The 17392-nt window shown below is 59.5% G+C and carries 17 protein-coding genes; 5 read left to right on the forward strand and 12 right to left on the reverse strand.

Annotation, left to right across the window (positions count from 1 at the left end):
• Positions 1–66: 66 nt before the first annotated feature.
• The 3 genes from AB6K10_RS02180 (at position 67) to AB6K10_RS02190 (ending at position 4214) form a co-directional block, all read left to right on the forward strand.
• A complete protein-coding gene (locus AB6K10_RS02180) occupies positions 67–1263 on the forward strand; it encodes a CaiB/BaiF CoA-transferase family protein (RefSeq protein WP_159343456.1) in 1197 nt (398 codons plus the stop codon).
• Between the two features lie 12 nt (positions 1264–1275).
• Complete coding sequence (locus AB6K10_RS02185; protein ID WP_339117901.1) at positions 1276–2184, forward strand: hydroxymethylglutaryl-CoA lyase; 909 nt, start codon at positions 1276–1278, stop codon at positions 2182–2184.
• Between the two features lie 65 nt (positions 2185–2249).
• Positions 2250–4214, forward strand: a complete 1965-nt coding sequence (locus AB6K10_RS02190) for an aconitate hydratase (RefSeq protein WP_339117902.1) — start codon at positions 2250–2252, stop codon at positions 4212–4214.
• Here the strand turns inward: AB6K10_RS02190 and AB6K10_RS02195 are convergent.
• From AB6K10_RS02195 to AB6K10_RS02230, 8 genes are all read right to left on the reverse strand, one after another.
• Positions 4211–5995, reverse strand: a complete 1785-nt coding sequence (locus tag AB6K10_RS02195) for a methyl-accepting chemotaxis protein (protein ID WP_339117903.1) — start codon at positions 5993–5995, stop codon at positions 4211–4213. The two genes, AB6K10_RS02190 and AB6K10_RS02195, sit on opposite strands and share 4 nt — an antisense overlap.
• Before the next feature lie 298 nt (positions 5996–6293).
• Entirely contained in the window at positions 6294–6926 is a 633-nt protein-coding gene (gene ureG / locus AB6K10_RS02200; protein ID WP_159343460.1) for an urease accessory protein UreG, read from the reverse strand.
• Positions 6927–6952: 26 nt separating this feature from the next.
• The gene (locus tag AB6K10_RS02205) at positions 6953–7666 is read right to left on the reverse strand and encodes an urease accessory protein UreF (protein WP_339117904.1); all 714 of its coding nucleotides are present in this window, start codon (positions 7664–7666) and stop codon (positions 6953–6955) included.
• Entirely contained in the window at positions 7656–8219 is a 564-nt protein-coding gene (ureE, locus tag AB6K10_RS02210; RefSeq protein ID WP_339117905.1) for an urease accessory protein UreE, read from the reverse strand. The genes AB6K10_RS02205 and ureE overlap by 11 nt, the downstream gene beginning before the upstream one ends.
• Positions 8220–8376: 157 nt before the next feature.
• On the reverse strand, positions 8377–10092 hold the full coding sequence (ureC, locus tag AB6K10_RS02215) for an urease subunit alpha (RefSeq protein ID WP_213262662.1): 1716 nt from the start codon (positions 10090–10092) through the stop codon (positions 8377–8379).
• Between the two features lie 161 nt (positions 10093–10253).
• Complete coding sequence (locus tag AB6K10_RS02220) at positions 10254–10562, reverse strand: urease subunit beta (RefSeq protein ID WP_089674735.1); 309 nt, start codon at positions 10560–10562, stop codon at positions 10254–10256.
• A gap of 23 nt (positions 10563–10585) precedes the next feature.
• Positions 10586–10888 (reverse strand): urease subunit gamma, encoded by a 303-nt coding sequence (ureA, locus tag AB6K10_RS02225; protein ID WP_016915359.1) that lies wholly within the window; start codon positions 10886–10888, stop codon positions 10586–10588.
• Positions 10889–10921: 33 nt separating this feature from the next.
• Positions 10922–11806, reverse strand: a complete 885-nt coding sequence (locus AB6K10_RS02230) for an urease accessory protein UreD (protein WP_339117906.1) — start codon at positions 11804–11806, stop codon at positions 10922–10924.
• A gap of 317 nt (positions 11807–12123) precedes the next feature.
• Between AB6K10_RS02230 and AB6K10_RS02235 the strand changes: the two genes are divergently transcribed.
• Both AB6K10_RS02235 and AB6K10_RS02240 read left to right on the forward strand, forming a co-directional pair.
• Positions 12124–12534: a DUF2946 domain-containing protein gene (locus tag AB6K10_RS02235; RefSeq protein ID WP_339117907.1), complete on the forward strand. Its 411-nt coding sequence runs from the start codon at positions 12124–12126 to the stop codon at positions 12532–12534.
• Between the two features lie 128 nt (positions 12535–12662).
• Complete coding sequence (locus AB6K10_RS02240; protein WP_339117908.1) at positions 12663–14048, forward strand: PepSY domain-containing protein; 1386 nt, start codon at positions 12663–12665, stop codon at positions 14046–14048.
• Here AB6K10_RS02240 and AB6K10_RS02245 read toward each other — a convergent pair.
• The 4 genes from AB6K10_RS02245 to urtC form a co-directional block, all read right to left on the reverse strand.
• A complete protein-coding gene (locus tag AB6K10_RS02245; protein ID WP_339117909.1) occupies positions 14045–14596 on the reverse strand; it encodes a copper chaperone PCu(A)C in 552 nt (183 codons plus the stop codon). The two genes, AB6K10_RS02240 and AB6K10_RS02245, sit on opposite strands and share 4 nt — an antisense overlap.
• A 108-nt stretch (positions 14597–14704) precedes the next feature.
• Positions 14705–15412 (reverse strand): urea ABC transporter ATP-binding subunit UrtE, encoded by a 708-nt coding sequence (urtE, locus tag AB6K10_RS02250; protein ID WP_188639728.1) that lies wholly within the window; start codon positions 15410–15412, stop codon positions 14705–14707.
• A complete protein-coding gene (urtD, locus tag AB6K10_RS02255; RefSeq protein WP_159343467.1) occupies positions 15412–16248 on the reverse strand; it encodes an urea ABC transporter ATP-binding protein UrtD in 837 nt (278 codons plus the stop codon). The genes urtE and urtD overlap by 1 nt, the downstream gene beginning before the upstream one ends.
• Positions 16245–17390 (reverse strand): urea ABC transporter permease subunit UrtC, encoded by a 1146-nt coding sequence (urtC, locus tag AB6K10_RS02260; RefSeq protein WP_339117910.1) that lies wholly within the window; start codon positions 17388–17390, stop codon positions 16245–16247. Before urtC ends, urtD begins: the two co-directional genes overlap by 4 nt.
• Positions 17391–17392: the final 2 nt, after the last annotated feature.

Here is a 17392-nt window from a genome sequence, read left to right on the forward strand (position 1 = left end):
ACAAGACATCAAGACTCGCTACGCCAGCACGCGCTTGGCTGCTAAGCGTTACCAGGAGCGTTTATTATGACCACCCGCCAGCTTCCCCTCGATGGACTTAAAGTCGTAGAGCTTGGCCAGCTCATTGCAGGTCCGTTTGCCACCAAACTACTGGGCGAATTTGGAGCCGACGTGATTAAAGTGGAGCCACCCGGCACCGGTGACCCGCTTCGCAAGTGGCGTATTCTCGAAGAGGGCACGTCGCTGTGGTGGCATGTGCAAAGTCGCACGAAACGCTCGGTGACACTTGATCTTCGCAGCCAGGAGGGCCAAGACGTGGTGCGCCGCTTGGCCGCCGAAGCCGATGTGGTGGTCGAAAATTTCCGCCCTGGCACTCTGGAAAACTGGGGGCTGGGCTATGAGGCGCTGGCGGCGATTAACCCCAAGCTGATCATGGTGCACGTGTCAGGCTTTGGCCAAACCGGCCCTTATCGCAACAAACCAGGGTTTGGGGTGATTGGTGAAGCCATGGGTGGACTGCGCTATTTAACTGGCCACGCGGGCGAGCCTTCAGTGCGCGTAGGGGTCAGCATTGGCGATTCGCTCTCGGCACTCTACGCGGTGATTGGCACGCTACTGGCCCTGCAAGAGCGCCAGCGCAGCGGCTTAGGGCAAGAGATTGATGTCGCCCTGTATGAATCCGTGTTCGCCATGATGGAGAGCCTACTTCCGGAGTTTGATGCTACCGGCCACGTGCGCGAACCCAGCGGCAGCGCGCTGCCAGGTATCACGCCCTCTAACGCTTACCGCACCCGCGAAGGCGAGTACGTGCTGATTGCCGGTAACGGCGACAGCATCTTCAAGCGCCTCATGGGCGTGATTGGCCGGGAGGATTTAGCCAACCACCCCGCCATGGCCCACAACGATGGCCGCAGCCAACACGCCAGTGAGATCGACGCTGCTATAGAGGCCTGGACCCAAACTCGCCACCGGGACGATATTCTTAGCGCTTTAGATGATGCCCGCGTACCGGCAGGTTACCCCTACACCGCCGCCGATATTGCCAATGACCCCCACTACCTCGCCCGCGAGATGATTCAAACCGTTACCCGCGCCGATGGTCGCCCGCTCAAGGTGCCGGGCGTGCTGCCCAAACTGAGCGCCACCCCCGGCAGGCTGGGGCAAGGCGGGCCAAAGCTGGGCGCGCACACCGATGACGTGCTTGAGGAGCTGGGCATTGATGCCGCTACGCGGGACAAGCTGCGTCAGGCAGGCATTATTTAAGTGGAGAACCCCATGACGACGTTACAAATTAACGAAGTAGCACCACGCGATGGCTTTCAGAGCGAGGAGCGCTTTATCCCCACCGAGCAGAAAATCGCGCTGATCGATGCGTTAACGACCACCGGCATTGCCCGTATCGAAGCGACCTCATTTGTCTCTCCCAAAGCCATTCCCAACCTGCGCGACGCCGCCGATGTGGTGAGTACCATCCAGCGCCGCGAAGGTGTGGACGTCACAGTGCTGGTACCCAACCTAAAAGGTGCCGAGCGGGCGCTGGCCTGCGGCGTTGATGAGATCAATCTGGTGATGTCGGCCAGCAACGCCCACGGCCGCGCGAATCTGCGTATGACGCCGGAGGAGTCGCTGACACAGTTTGCCGCCATTATTCAGGCGGTGCGCGGTAGCGGTGTCTTCATCAATGCCTCACTCTCCACCGCCTTTGGCTGCCCGTTTGAAGGACAGGTGCCAGAGGCGCGCGTGTTCACTCTTATTGAGCAGCAGCTGGCGCTGGGGGTAGAAGGCATCACGCTGTGCGATACCACCGGCGTGGCGAACCCCGCCCAGGTAGCGGCACTGTGCCGCCAAGTGCTGGAACGCTTTCCTGGCGTGCCGTTTACGCTGCATTTCCACAATACCCGAGGCATGGGCTTGGCAAATGCCCTAGCGGCGTGGCAAGCGGGCATTACGCGGTTTGATGCTTCGCTAGGTGGCTTAGGCGGCTGCCCGTTTGCCCCCGGTGCCACGGGCAATGTGTGCACTGAAGACTTAGTGCATATGTTCGAACAAATGGACGTTGCCACCGGCGTAAACCTGCCCGCGCTGCTGGACATTTCTGCCACTCTGCCAGATCTCATCGGCCATGAGACGCCCGGCCAAGTAGTGAAAGCGGGCAGCGCGGACCGCTGTTACGCCCTTCCCTAAAAACGTGTTTCCCGCATCCCTGCATAACCGTGTGATCCATAACAACGATAATCTGGTGATTAACAATGACTAACTCTTCCCCTGTTCCACCGTTAAACCTTGCCCAGCAGTTAATTCAGCGCCATTTGGTCAGCGGCGAGCTAACCCCTGGCAGTGAAATCGCCTTGCGCATTAACCAAGCCCTGCTGCAAGACGTGTTAGGGACGCTGGTGATGTTAGAGCTAGAAGCCATGGGGCTTGACCGGGTACACACCGAGCCCAGCGTGCAGTACATCGACCATGGCCTTGTACAGGCCGATAACCTAAATGCCGAAACCTACCTGTTTTTAAAAAGCGCCTGCGAGCGCTTTGGGGTGTGGTACTCCGGCCCCGGCAACGGTATTAGCCACCCGGTGCATATGGAAAACTTTGGCGTGCCCGGTCAATCCATTGTGGGTTGCGATAGTCACACCACAGCAGCAGGCGCGCTCGGCATGCTGGCGATTGGCGCAGGCGGTATTGAAGTGGCGATGGCGATGGCGGGCGAGCCGCTGTATATCACCATGCCAAAAATCTGGGGCATTAAGCTCGAAGGGCAACTGCCTGACTGGGTCTCAGCGAAAGATGTTGTGCTGGAACTTTTGCGCCGCCACGGCGTGGCAGGTGGCAAAAACACCATGATTGAGTATTACGGGCCGGGGCTAAAGCACCTTTCTGCCATGGACCGCCATGTGCTCGCCAACATGGGCACTGAAATGGGGGCAACGGCCACGGTCTTCCCCAGTGACGACGAGACCCGGCGCTTTCTGGCCTCCCGGGGTCGGGAAGCCGACTGGGTCGCGCTGGCCGCCGAGCCCGGCTGCCACTACGACCTGCACGAAACGCTCGATCTCAGCAAGCTAGAGCCCATGATTGCGCTGCCTTCCAGCCCCGATAACGTCGTCACTGTTCGGGAAGCAGCGGGCCAGCCGCTGCATCAGGCGTACATCGGTTCGTCAGGCAACCCGGGGTTTCGTGACTTTGCCGTGGTGGCCGAGATAGTGCGGGGCAAGCAGGTGGCCGATGGGGTTTCACTGGACATCAACCCCTCTTCACGCCAAGTGTTGGCCTCGCTGATCGAGCAGGGTTATCTCGCTGACTTGGTGGCCAGCGGTGCCCGTTTGCACCAAGCGGGCTGTAACGGCTGTATTGGTATGGGCCAAGCTCCCGCCGTGGGATTGAATAGCCTCCGTACCGTTCCACGCAACTTTCCAGGACGCTCAGGCACACGGGAAGATAGCGTGTTCCTATGTAGCCCGGAAACGGCGGCAGCCTCAGCCATGAAAGGTGTGATCACCGACCCGCGAACCCTAGAGATGCCTTACCCGCGTATTCACGAACCGGCCCACATCAAAGTAGATAGGGGCATGTTCAAGGCTCCGCTGCCCCTCGAAGAAGCACGTTTGAAAGCACTGCAAAAAACCAACAACACGCCCGCACTGCCAGAGCTCAACTCACTGCCTAACCGTCTCGACATCCCCGTGCTGTTGGTCACAGGCGACAATATCTCCACCGACGACATCATGCCCGCTGGGCAACGGGTGCTGCCCTACTGGAGCAGTGTGTATGCATCTGCACCGTTTACCTTCGAGGCCGTTGATCCCCACTACGCCGAACGCGCCGAGCAAACACGTACCCAAGGCGGACACGCCATTGTCGGTGGCGCCAACTATGGACAGGGGTCTAGCCGTGAGAATGCCGCGCTAGTACCGCGTTATCTAGGTTTACAGGTCGTCGTGGCTGACAGTTTTGCGCGTATCCACTGGCAAAATTTAATCTGCTTTGGTGCGCTACCGTTAACGTTTACACACGCAGAGGATCGCGCACAGCTAAAGGAAGGGGATCACTTGGTCATTGAGGAGTTATATTCACAGCTAGAAAGTGGGGATACGCTAAAAGCGCATATCCCCGGTAAAGGCGAGCTACGTCTGCATCATGGTCTCAGCCCTCGCCAACGAGAGCTGATAGCGCAAGGTGGTGTCATCAACCACCTGCGCCAACGTCATGCTTAAAACTCTTCCCAGTCCTCTTCGCTGCCTTTGGCAGGCGCTGGTTTGGAGGAGAGCGTCGGGCGTTTGAGCTCTGGCTGGGGCTTGGCGCTGCTGGCAGGCAAGGCTTGCCGTGCGGCGCTGGCCGATGAGCGCGATGACGTTTGCGGGCCATCCTCGCCAAGCACAAACGAGTTGATCAGCTCGTTCAGATGCTCGGCATGACGGCGCATATCCGCTGCGGCGGTGGTGGACTCTTGCACCATGGCCGCGTTCTGCTGCGTCATGGTGTCCATTTCGGCCACGGCGGTGTTGATCTGCCCAATACCGCTGCTCTGCTCCTTGGCGCCGGCGCTGATTTCACCGATCACATCGGTGACCTTCGATACGCTTTCCACGATTTCACGCATGGTGGCGCCCGCATTGCGTACCAGCTCCGCGCCGGTGTGGGTATGCTGCACGGACGCATCGATCAGCGCGCGGATCTCTTTCGACGCGTTGCTGGAACGGCTCGCCAGCGTGCGAACTTCCTGCGCCACGACCGCAAACCCACGGCCATGCTCGCCCGCGCGGGCGGCTTCGACCGATGCATTCAGCGCCAGAATATTGGTTTGGAAAGCAATCGCATCAATCATCGTAATGATTTCACTGATGCGGGTGGCGGAATCGTTGATATCGCGCATGGTGCTTTCCACCTGCCCCATGGCCTCTTCGCCCTGGTGGGCCACTTCGGCGGTGGACTGCACCAGCTTGTTGGCCTGCTGAGCATTGTCGGCACTGTGGTTCACGGTGGAGGTAATCTCCTCCATGGAGGCCGATGTCTCTTGCAGATTGGCCGCCGCCTGCTCGGTGCGAGTAGACAGCTCCTCGGAGCTACGCGAGATTTCACCAGCGGAGTGATAAACGCTGACCGTGCTGCGGCGTACGTCGCGCAGAGTATCCTGCATGCGGCTGACAAAGGCGTTGAACTGCACAGCCAAGTTGCCCACTTCATCGTTGCTCTCGACCGAGAGACGGCGGGTCAGGTCGCCACGGCCTTGAGCAATGTCGCCCATGGCATCGGCCGTGCGCTTGATCGGGCCGACGATACGGCGCACCACGCCAAACGTCACCAGCGCAACCACGACGAACAGGATCGCTGCAAGCAGGGTCGCAAACACGATCGCGTCCCGCAGGTCGGCATTGGCCGCCGCTTCCAGCTCCGCCAGCGCCTCATCGACATCCGTGACGTAAACGCCAGCGCCCAGCATCCAGCCCCATTTCTCTAAGCGGTCCACATAGGAGTGCTTGGGCTGTGGCTCGTCGGTACCGGGATACTCCCAGGGATACTCGTAAAAGCCGCCGCCATCCTGGGCAATTTGAATCATGTCGCGGATCAGATAGTCGCCGTCGGGCGTCTGCAGATCGATGAGGTTGGTGCCCTGACGATCAGGCGAGTGCGGCAAGACGATATTGGTACCGTCATACTCGTACACGAAAATGTAGTTATTGCCCTCAAAGCGCATGGCCCGCAACATTTCCGCTGCTTGCGCCTTGGCATCGGCGTCATTGGCACCCGCCCGATCATAAATAGGCGCGATGGCGGTCGTCGCCATCTGAACGATATCGCGTACGGAGTTGCGGCGCTCTTCGATCAGCATCTCACGCTGCTCGGCAAGCGTATCGTTGGTATCTCCTATCCGGTCGTAGGCTTTGTAGGCCACTAAGACCAGGGTCACCAATAACAGTGGAATCAGAATCAGCATCAGCACCTTCGTTTGAAGGCTGAGGCCACGTTGTTGCTTCGTCTCGGAGAGGCTTGCCATTGTGTATCTTCCGGTTAAGTCATGGTTATATTATTGGATTTTTATGTGTTTATTATCGACTTAACGTACTTCAACTTTAACCCTCTTCCGCGATTTTCTTCTTTATAAGCAGCAAATTAAGGCACGAACGCGATTTTCATAACATACGTTAAGGTTTTCAGCCGCTTATCAGTTCACTGTAGCGATGTGGTGGCCAGGGACGGCCCGTTTTGGCACGACGCCAACCACAAAACAACGCTGCCCAGCGCCGGATCTACCGGGGCTGGGCAGCTTTTTTATGCGCAGAAACCGCCGGGGGCTATGCGGTGGCCGCCTGCGGGCGACGCTCGTCCAACATGCCTTTATCGAGAATAAAGCGAATGATCTCTTCAAGCCCCACGCCATCGTAGAGGTTGGTGAAGACGAAGGGCCGCTCACCGCGCATCTTTTTCGAGTCGCGCTCCATCACCTCCAGTGAGGCGTGGACCTGCTCGGCAATGTCGATTTTGTTGATAATCAGCAGGTCCGATTTGGTGATACCAGGCCCGCCTTTGCGGGGAATTTTGTCGCCTGCCGACACGTCGATCACGTAGAGCGTCAGATCAGAAAGCTCGGGGCTAAACGTGGCGGAAAGGTTATCGCCGCCAGACTCGACCAGCACCAGTTCCAGCTTGGGATGACGGGCGTGTAGCTCGTCAATCGCCGCTAGGTTCATGGAGGCATCTTCCCGAATCGCTGTGTGCGGGCAGCCGCCGGTTTCAACACCCAAGATGCGATCCGCTGGCAGCGCATCGTGCTTAAGCAGGAAGTCGGCATCTTCACGGGTATAGATATCGTTGGTGACGACGGCGATATCATAGTGGTCCCGCAGCGCGGTACAGAGCTGCTTGAGCAGGGCGGTTTTACCTGAACCGACCGGGCCACCTACGCCAACGCGTAAACAGTGAGTCATGGTTTTCTCCTAAATAACAACGCTCGTTAGCTTCTAAACAAGCGGGAATATTGGGTTTCGTGTAGGGCGCTGGCCAGCGCCACGCCGGGCAGCGCGGGGCCAAGCTCGTCATCGTTTAGCCGCTGGGCCTTCTCGACGGCATTCACCAGCTCGCCACGTAACTGCTCGATAATGCGCTGGGCAGCGGTGTGGCCCAGCGGCAGCGCTTTACAGGCTACCGCGAGCTGGTTTTCCAGCCACGCCCAGCCAAAGCCGAGCTGCGCTTGGCGCACGGGGATGCCGCGCTGGTAAGCCGCCCAGGCAAACAGGGTCACATAGCCAGCCTGCACCGGTAGCAAGGGCGTGAGTGAGTCTTCACTAGGCAGCCCTGCATTTTTTGGTAATAGGTCGAGACTGCCCAGTAGCCGCTTCAGCGAGGCGCCCAGGCGGCTGTCTTCAGCGGCCAATTCCGCAGTTTCACGGGTGGCGGCCAGCCAGTCGTCCCACTCGGCCACCGCAGTGCCATCTTGGTGCTCGAAAGCGCGATATAGCCGCTCAATCAGCGGCAGCTCACAGCAGCTTATGCCATCTTCCAGCACGCCGGATAGCCAATGAGACAGGCTTGACTCATCACTCACCCAGCCCAGTTCAAAAGCGCTCTCCAGCCCTTGGGAAAAGGCGAAGGCACCAATGGGCAGCGCGGGGCTGACGAGCTGCATCAGACCTAGCAGGGCGAGGTCTGAGGGCTGTTCAGTGGGCATGGTGGTGCTCATGCGCGTGGTCGTGGTCGTGGTCGTGGTCGTGGTCGTGGTCGTGGTCGTGGGAATGAGCGTGGCCATGACCGTGAGAATGGCTGTGCGAATGCCCACCGCCCACTTGGTTGTAAGCGCCCGGCTCGGGGTCGAAGGTGGCGTTATGGTGCTCAAGCGTGGCACCCAGCAGCTCGGCCAGCTCTTCGAGGACATGGTCGGGTGGGAAGCGTACCCAGCCGCCCTGCTCGTCTTCACCCAGCGCCAGCTGCACATGGCGGTTGCCGAGGTGGTAAGCAAGCCGTGCCAGCGGTAAGCCAGTACTCACTCGCGCGGTCACCACGGGTTCGATCGCGGCGCAAATGCGCACGATCTCGCCGTTTTCGGCTTTCAGGCCTTCGCCATCGCGCAGCACGGGGCCGCGATCCAGAAACAGCCCAAGAGGCTGGCCGCTGTCGCTCTCAGCTTTTAAGCGGCCGCGAATGCGTAGCTCAAAGGGCAGTGTCAGCGTGTCGCTGGCGGTGCCCTCATCTATGGGGCCGAGGCGTTCAATCAGTTTCAGCATCGATATCGTCCTGGTATAGCCTTTGAGGCTCGCCGGGAGCAGCCCTACGAGAGGGCGCTGTGAATACACCCCTGTACGCTACTTTTGCCATCCATGGCAAAAGACCCTCTCTACGGGCTGCTCCCGGCTCTCATGTCACGTGGGGTATACCCTACATTCAAAACAAGTGATACCGCTGCGCCAGCGGTAGCTCGGTCGCGGGTTCGCAGGTGAGCAGTTCGCCGTCGCAGCGCACTTCGTAGGTTTGCGGGTCGACGGTGAGTTCTGGGCAGGCGTCGTTGAGCTTCATATCTTTTTTACGCACGCCGCGCACGTTTTTACAGGCGGAAAGCGTGCTTTGTAAGCCAAGGCGCTCTTTGATGCCTGCGTCAATCGCCGCTTGGCTGACAAAGTTGAGCCGGGTCTGGCTGGCGGCGCGGCCAAAGGTGCCGAACATGGGGCGGTAATGCACAGGCTGCGGCGTGGGGATGGAGGCGTTGGGGTCGCCCATCGGCGCACCGGCAATCATGCCGCCTTTCAGAATCAGCGCGGGTTTGACGCCAAAGAAAGCAGGCTTCCACAGCACCAAATCCGCCAGCTTACCGACTTCAATCGAGCCGACTTCATGGGCAATGCCGTGGGTAATGGCGGGGTTGATGGTGTATTTGGCGATATAGCGCTTGGCGCGCAGGTTGTCGGCCCCTAACGCTTCATCTTCCGGCAACAGGCCGCGCTGCACTTTCATCTTATGGGCGGTTTGCCAGGTGCGGCAGACCACTTCACCCACGCGGCCCATGGCCTGGGAGTCGGAGGCGATCATCGAGATCACGCCCAGGTCGTGGAGGATATCCTCGGCGGCGATGGTTTCGCGGCGAATGCGTGAATCCGCAAAGGCGACATCTTCGGGGATATTGGGGTCCAGATGGTGGCAGACCATGAGCATGTCGAGATGCTCATCGATGGTGTTCACCGTGTAGGGCCGCGTGGGGTTGGTGGAGGACGGCAGCACGTACTCTTTGGAGCAGGCAGTGAGGATATCCGGGGCGTGGCCACCGCCTGCGCCTTCGGTGTGGTAGGTGTGAATGCCGCGCTCTTTAAACGCCGCTAGGGTGTCTTCCACGAAGCCGGATTCGTTAAGCGTATCGGTGTGAATGGCGATCTGCACATCGTACTTTTCCGCCACGCTTAAGCAGGTATCAATCGAGGCGGGGGTGGTGCCCCAGTCTTCATGCAGCTTGAGGCCCATGGCACCGGCTTCCAACTGCGCTTCGAGCCCTTCCGGCAGGCTGGCGTTGCCTTTGCCGAGCAGGCCGATGTTCATGGGCAGGTCATCTACCGCTTGAAGCATTTTGCCAATGTGCCACTCGCCGGGGGTGCAGGTGGTGGCGTTGGAACCGGTAGCGGGGCCGGTGCCGCCGCCCAGCATGGTGGTAACACCGCTCATCAGCGCTTCTTCCACCTGCTGGGGGCAGATGAAGTGGATGTGGGCGTCGATGCCGCCTGCGGTGAGGATTTTGCCTTCGCCCGCAATCACTTCGGTGCCGGGGCCAATCACGATTTCCACATCAGGCTGGGTATCGGGGTTGCCTGCTTTGCCGATGGCGGCGATGCGGCCGTTTTGCAGCCCTACATCGGCTTTGACGATGCCCCACCAGTCTAAAATCAGCGCGTTGGTGATCACGGTGTCCATCACCGAGGCGTCCTGGCGCTGACTTTGGCCCATGCCATCGCGGATAACTTTGCCGCCGCCGAACTTTACTTCTTCACCGTAGTGGGTGGCGTCTTTTTCGACTTGGATCCATAGCTCGGTGTCACCCAGGCGCACGCGGTCGCCTACGGTGGGGCCGTACATATCGGCGTAGGCTTGCCGACTGATCTTGTTTACCGGTTTCATATTTGCCTCTGCCTCAAGCGTTGAGTCCAGTGCTGGGCGGCCATCGTCTGTGTGACACGCTGTGAATACGTCCTTGTACGCTTGACTGCGCCATCCATGGCGCAGACAGTCACCCAGCCGATGCCCGCCCTACCGTCGGTTGTTCTTTATTAATCCGTTGGCTAATCGAGCGGCCCCATCACATCGCCACGGAAGCCATAGATTTCCCGCTTGCCGACAAACGGAATCAGCGTGACTTCGCGGGTTTGGCCGGGTTCGAAGCGGATGGCGGTGCCGGCGGCGACGTCCAGGCGGTAGCCACGGGTTTTATCGCGGTCAAACACCAGCGCGGGGTTGGCTTCAGCAAAGTGGTAGTGGGAGCCAAGCTGAATGGGCCGGTCGCCGGTGTTGGCCACCTCCACGGTGATACGCTCGCGACCCGCGCACAGCTCGATATCACCCTCTTGTAACTGATACTGTCCTGGAATCATGGCGCTCTCCTAACGGTGGATGATTAGTTGATCGGCGTGTGAACGGTGACCAGCTTGGTGCCATCTGGGAAGGTGGCTTCCACCTGTACTTCATCGACCATCTCCGCCACGCCTTCCATCACGTCGTCTCGGGTGAGGATTTCGCGGCCGTAGCTCATTAAATCCGCCACGCTGCGGCCATCTCGCGCGCCTTCCATAATCTCAAAGCTGATCAGCGCTACCGCTTCGGGGTAGTTCAGTTTTAAACCACGCGCTTTGCGGCGCTCGGCAAGCTGGGCGGCGGTAAACAGCATCAGCTTGTCTTTGTCTCGTGGGGTCAGTTCCATGGAGTGTCTCCAGCGTTATCAGCGTGTTGCCAATTAAGTTAGCCAAATGCGCGGCGTATGCGCTTCGCGCTCGATCCAGCGCGGCCGTAGCAGGTGCCAGGCCTGCTCACACAGCGCCCAGGCTTCGTTACGAGAAGTGCCTAGATAGCGCATCAGCAGTACGCCGTGGCGCACGGTTACCGCCCAGCGGGGGTTATCCGGCAGCGCTTCGCGCAGTGCTTCAATAGCCGCAGCGGCATCGTCAATACCCACCGCCCAGAGCGTGGCCTGCACCGTGGCGCCGCCCTGCCCCCAGCGGCCCGCAAAGCGTGGGTGTGCGGGGTCCAGCGGCTGGCGTTCAAGCCATAGCGGCTTGCCATCCAGGGTTAAGCGAAAGTGCTGTTCGATGCGCCCCGTGACATAGGGCAGATCACTGGCCGGGCGGCCGAGTGCCATCACTTCCCAGCCTAGGCAGCGAGCATTGCCCTGCAGCGCAATATGGGTGCGTTGAGTGCCCTTTGAACCATTAAACGCGATGGTTTCCTGGGGCAGCCACTCTAAGGTGCCGCCCTCCTCTACCGTCAGCTCGGTGTGCTGTGTCCAGGCCACGCCTTGGCTGTCGGCTTTGTAGAGCTTATTGGCGGCGGGTGTGGTGAGCAGCGCATGGGCTTCGCGCTCGATATGAGCACGGATGGTCAGCGCATCACCGCTCACGAGCCCGCCAGGCGGGTGCAATACGTAAACGTGGCACGCTTCCTGGCGGCCTTCTGGGTAGAAGGGGCGCTGTACCCGTAACGGCCCTTGGTGACGCGCTTGCACTAACCGAGTCACGCCATCGCGGTTGGCAAAACGCAGAGCCAGCGAGGCGGCCCAACGGCGCTCGGCATCAAAGCGGTGACCGGAACCAGCAGCGGGTGGGGCGAGTTCGCTCAACATCATGGGGCGCTGTCGCTTCCTTGTGGATAAATCATTACCTTACAAATGCAAGGAGTGCGCCAAAATGGTGAAAGTGCGATTCAGGCAGCGCCAAAACGCTTTTATAGCCTGAAGCGGCTCTCTTTATGCTGTTCAATCAGGGCAAAAAGCACCATAAACGAGCAAAAATACCTTCAAACGCACCAAATAAGTGCGGATGCAGCACCCTCTTTCGCGGCAATACACCACAGCGTTAATCGCAGGCATCGGGTACTTTGCATCGGTATGACGCTGTAAACTGCTTAGCCGTCATTCAGGCAGCTCACAAAGCGTAGTTTGAGATGCGATCTTTCCGCTCAGCCAACTCTTTTTGGTATCGCACAGCGCTCTATTTAGCGTTCGTGGCGATCTACCTGCTCTTTGCTGGGCCGCTGTTCTCGCAATTGCAGTCTCAATGGCAGGCGTTAGACCACTCTTCAGAACATGCACACGGATATGATGCCGCGTCGCATGGCACATCGGCGGGTCCGTCATCTCATCACGATGACCCGCTGCATCACTGGTATCACCCGTGTGACTATTGCGGTATATGGCAAAAAACGCCTACCGCTCCCCATCATTTACCCGCCATTGGCAGTGTGGCCTTTATCACACGTACGCCGCTGCCAGAGGCCTTTGCCCAGCGCGCTGCTGCGGTACAAGCCTACCCCCACGCCTATCCTCGCGCTCCGCCCACGTTAAAGGTCATTTAACTCAAAGGGTTTACCTAACTGGCCAGCTAAAAACGGGCTTGGCTGGCAAATAAATATCGCGTCTTGAACGCCGTGTTAGCGCCGCTACGTGCGGACAACACGGTGCTTTGAGCGCTTGGAGCGTGTGCATGACGACAATGAGTTCCACACAGACAACGCGCAAAGCGTCGCTTGATCTGTATCGCGCCGTTTGGCGCTGGCATTTTTATGCAGGCCTATTAGTCCTGCCTTTTTTAATCGCGCTCTCGCTGACCGGGGCGCTGTATTTATTCGATGACGAGCTGGATGCGCTCATTCATTCAGATCTCAAGCGCGTGGAAGTTCAGCAAGCCACACAGCCTGCCGCCTCACTCGTGAGTTCGGCGCTGCGGGATTACCCCGGCACGGCGGTGAAATACACCTCGCCCGCCACCCCGGGAAGCTCAGCGGAAGTAACCGTTAACTCACTAACTGGCGAACGGCTGGCCGTGTACGTCAATCCCTATACGGCGGAAGTGCTGGGCGCTCTGGATGACCGGGGAACGGTGATGTGGACCGTTCGCTACCTGCATAGCTTCAAGTTCTTCGGGCAAACCCCGCGCAAGCTGATTGAGATTGCTGCGGGCTGGTCGATTTTGTTGGTCGCCACCGGCATTTATCTCTGGTGGCCGCGCAACGGTAGGGGCGGCGTGGTGAGCGTGCGTGGCAAACCCAAAAGCCGAGTGTTCTGGCGCGACCTGCACGCGGTGCTGGGTATCTTTATTGGTGGGTTCATTGTGTTTTTGGCCCTTACCGGCATGCCGTGGTCGGGCGTTTGGGGCGCACAGGTAAACGAGTGGGCCAACGGCAATAACTTTGGCTACCCGGCTGGCGTTCGGGTGGACGTACCGATGTCCAACGCCTATTTAAGCGACCAAGGCAGCACCAGCTGGTCGCTGGAGCAGGCGCGCGTGCCTGAATCCATACAGCCTGCCGTGCCTGCCCCGCGCATTGGGTTGAACAACGCCGTAGCTCGGTTAGATGCGCTGGGCCTACAGCAGGGCTACACGGTCAATCTGCCCAACACGGCTGCCGGGGTGTATACCGGTTCGATTTATCCCGATGACTTAACCCAGCAGCGGGTGATTCACCTTGATCAATATAGCGGTGAGCCGCTGCTCGATATGAGCTACGCCGACTATGGCCCGCTAGGCCGCTGGCTGGAGTTTGGGATTAACGTTCACTTGGGGCAGGAGTTTGGGCTTATCAATCAGCTTTTCCTGCTGGCGGTATGCATCGCCATCATCGTGATGTGCGTGGCCGCAGGCGTGATGTGGTGGAAGCGTCGCCCATCAGGGGCCATGGGCGTGCCGCCCTTGCCCACCGATAAACCCGTGTTTCGTGGGCTGATCGCCCTTCTCGTCATTGGCGGCGTGCTGTTTCCGCTCGTTGGGGCGTCTTTGATCGTCATGCTGATCATCGACTGGCTGATCGTGCGGCCACTTCAGGAACGCCGCCCCGCTCGCCAAGGCGAACAGGGCGGTAGGCCGACTTAGTGCGCCGCGTGCCCATGATCATGGGCACCTTCATGGTGACTACCTTCATGGTGGCTCCCTTCCGGAGAGGCACCCACTGGCAGCACCTGAAGTTCGATCTCCATCGGCTCGGCGTGCTGGAATTTCAGCGTCAAAGGGACGGGCTCACCCTCCACGATGGGTGAGCCCAGTTCCATCAACATCAAGTGTAAACCGCCCGGCGCTAGCGTCACGCTCTCGCCCGCCGGTAGCTCGATGCCACCGGGCAGAGGTGCCATGCGCATCACATCGCCGTCCATCTCCATAATATGAATCTCGACACGCTCGGTGAGCGGGCTGGTCGCCCCCAGCAGCATGTCATCGCCATCGCCATCGCCATGATTGGTGAGGGTGACAAAGCCACTGCCCGCTCCGGCCCCCGGCGGCGTTGCACGGGTCCAGGGTTGCGCCACTTCAATAGAGGAGTGGCCTTCCATGGCATCCGAGTGGTCGCTGCCATGATGAGCCGCCATCAGCGGCGTGCTCAGCAAAAGCAGTGCGGTTAACAGCGTAAAACGGCGCATCAACATAGTGTTCTCCGTGGGTAACATCGCCAAAACCTAGCGCTTAACGCGATATTACTCAGTGACAGCGGCAACCACCACCCGATCCACGGCTGTAAACCGGGTGTGGATAACTTAAACCGTCAAATGCTGCTTAATCAGCTCATTAGAGAGTTCACTGATCTCGCCTTTGGCGACTGGGCGGCCGCGATCCATGATCACGAAGCGGTCGGCGTATTTGCGGGCGAAGGGTAGCTTTTGCTCGACCAGCAGCACCGTTAAACCATCCTCTTTGATCAGTTGGCGAATCACCTGGCCGATTTGGGCGACGATATTGGGCTGAATGCCCTCGCCGGGTTCATCAAGAATCAGCAGCTTAGGTTCGATCACCAGCGCGCGGCCGATGGCGAGCTGCTGCTGTTGCCCGCCGGATAAGTCGCCGCCCCGGCGGTGCTTCATCTCTTTGAGCACCGGAAACAGCTCGTAGATACGCTCCGGGATTTTTTTCAGCCCGTCGCCCCGGGCGGCAAGCCCAGTGCGCAAATTCTCCTCCACCGTGAGCAGCGGGAAGATCTGCCGCCCCTGGGGCACAAAGCCGATGCCCATGCGCGAGCGCGCTTCCACGGCTTTTTTGGTGAGTTCGATCTCACTGCCATCGCCCTGGTAGCGCAGCTGGCCGCTTTTCACCGCGACTTCTCCCATGATGGCTTTCATCAGGGTGGTTTTACCCACCCCGTTGCGGCCCATCACGCAGGTGCACTGCCCGGCGGGCACGTCTAGGTCTAAGTCCCACAGCGTATGGCTCTCACCGTAGAACTGGTTGAGCTTTTCAATGGCTAACATCAGGCGCTCTCCTCTTCATCCGACCCTAGATACACCTCGACCACTTTGGGGTCGTTGGAGACCTGATCCATGCTGCCTTCGGCCAGCACGCTGCCCTGGTGCAGCACGGTTACTTTGCGCGCAATCGAGCGTACAAAGCCCATGTCGTGCTCTACCACCACCACCGACTGCTTGCCAGCAAGGCCGGTGAGCAGCTCGGCGGTGCGCTCCATCTCCTGCTCGGTCATCCCTGCCACTGGTTCATCTACCAGCAGCAGGCGCGGGCGCTGCATCAGCAGCATGCCAATCTCCAGCCACTGTTTTTGGCCGTGGGAGAGAATCCCGGCGGGCTGAAAGCGCAGCGCAGTCAGGCCGATGGTTTCCAGCACGTCGTCAATGCGGTCTTTAATCTCCCCGGTCATGCGGGCGGTTAGCGTGGGGAAGATGCGCTTGTCGGCAGCCATCGCCAATTCCAGATTCTCGAATACGCTGAGCGCTTCGAACACCGTGGGCTTCTGGAACTTGCGGCCAATGCCGAGGCTGGCGATTTCCGGCTCGTTCATCTGCAGCAGGTTATGGCGGCTGCCGAACCACACGCTGCCTTCGGTGGGGCGGGTTTTGCCGGTGATGATATCCATCATGGTGGTTTTACCGGCCCCGTTAGGGCCGATAATGCAGCGCAGCTCGCCGTCGTCGATGGTCAGGTTCAGGTTGTTGATCGCCTTGAAGCCATCAAAGCTGACGGTGACATCTTCCATATACAGAATCGGCCCGTGGCGCACGTCGACCGGCGAGGCCTCGGTGGCCATAAAATCAAACACCCGATCCCGCGCTTTTAGCGATTGTAATAGGCTCATGCGGTGGCCTCCTTGGGTGGGTGATCATCCTCTTTGCGGCGCTTGAGGTGGTTTAACAGCCCCGCTACACCTTTCGGCAGTAGCACCGTGACCAGCACGAAAAGCGCGCCCAGAGCGAATAGCCAGGCGTCGGGCATAATGCCGGTGAAGATAGTTTTGGCGTAGTTGACCAAAATCGCGCCGATTACCGCGCCGTACAGCGTGGCCCGGCCGCCCAGCGCGACCCACAATACAATTTCAATCGAGAACAGCGGCGAGAATTCGCTGGGGTTAATAATGCCCACTTGCGGCACATAGAGCGCCCCGGCAAGGCCCGCCAGCATGGCCGAGACCACAAACACAAACAGCTGGAAGCGCTCGACGCGGTAGCCAATAAAGCGCGTGCGCGCTTCGGCGTCCCGCGTGGCCACACATACCCGGCCCAGTTTGCTGGTGACGATTGCCCGGCAGAGGATATAGCCCAGCGCCAGCGCTACGCCGGTGGCAATAAACAGCCCCAAGCGCGTGGCATCGCTACGCAGGTTAAAGCCCAGCAGCTCGCGGAAGTCGGTCAGGCCGTTATTGCCACCAAAACCCATCTCGTTACGGAAGAAGGCCAGCATCAAGGCAAACGTGAGCGCCTGGGTAATAATCGAGAGATACACCCCCGTCACCCGTGAGCGGAAGGCTAAAAAGCCGAACACCAGCGCCAGCAGCCCCGGTGCCAGTAGCACCATGGCAAAGGCGAACCAGGCCATATCGAAACCGTGCCAGTACCAGGGCAGGCTGTCCCAGTTCAGAAACACCATAAAGTCCGGCAGTACCGGGTGGCCATAGGTGCCACGGTCACCGATTTGGCGCATCAGGTACATTCCCATGGCGTAGCCGCCAATGGCAAAAAACGCCCCATGGCCCAGGCTCAAGATGCCCAGGTAGCCCCATACTAAATCTACCGCGACCGCGAGCAGCGCGTAGCTCAGGTACTTACCGAACAGGTTGACGGTGTAAGCGTTCACATGCAGCGGGTGCCCCTGGGGCACCGCCAGATGCAGCACGGTGACCAGCAGCAGCGCGGCAAACAGCACGCCGAGGAAGGTCTGAGTGGCCCGCTCACCGAACGGGCGCGTCAACCAAAACTGGCTGGATGTTGCTTGCGTCATCATGG

It is taken from the genome of Halomonas sp. BMC6 (assembly GCF_964204995.1).
Lineage (GTDB): Bacteria > Pseudomonadota > Gammaproteobacteria > Pseudomonadales > Halomonadaceae > Vreelandella.